The sequence below is a fragment of the Xanthomonas arboricola pv. populi genome, assembly GCF_002939945.1.
In the GTDB taxonomy this organism is placed as follows: domain Bacteria; phylum Pseudomonadota; class Gammaproteobacteria; order Xanthomonadales; family Xanthomonadaceae; genus Xanthomonas; species Xanthomonas arboricola_A.
In genome coordinates this window covers 1-543 of record NZ_MDEB01000025.1, presented here as the reverse complement: position 1 = coordinate 543, position 543 = coordinate 1, and the positions used below count along the sequence as shown (strand labels likewise).

Annotated in this window: 1 protein-coding gene; it reads left to right on the top strand. The window is 65.0% G+C overall.

Going from position 1 to position 543, the window contains the following annotated elements:
- Positions 1-543 (top strand): LysM peptidoglycan-binding domain-containing protein (locus XaplCFBP3123_RS21795; RefSeq protein ID WP_253254282.1); only part of this gene is annotated, 543 nt, incomplete at both ends.

The following is a 543-nucleotide window of genomic DNA, read 5'->3' as shown; positions in this document are numbered from 1 at the left end:
AAGGTCGATGACCGGCTGCGGTATTTCACGATGGATGCGGAGGGCAACATCCTGCGCCGCACCGAGGGCACGTTCAAGAACGGTGTGTTCGAGCAGGACGATGCCGAGCGCCTGCGCACCGAGCAGTACGCGTTCGCCAACGGCCAGTACGTCGCGGCCGGCCGCTTCGATGGCAAGACCGACGTGCTGGGGCAGATGAACGCCTACGCCAGCACCGACGTGGGCACCTACAAGGTGACAGTGCAGGCCGGCGACACGCTGCGCGGGCTGGCGCAACGCCTCTACGGCAACAGCAACCTGTGGTACGTGCTGGCCGAAGCCAACGCCATCGACGACGACAGCGGCCTGGTGGCCGGTGCGACGTTGAACGTGCCGGACGTCAAGGCCAATACCAACGACGCCAATACGTTCAAGCCGTTCAACGCCAGCGAGGCGATCGGCTCGACGACGCCATCGCTGCCGTACATCCCCAAGCCGCCGGAAAGTGGCTGCGGCACGTTGGGGATGATCATCATGGTGGTCGTGGCCGTGGTGGTGACGTAC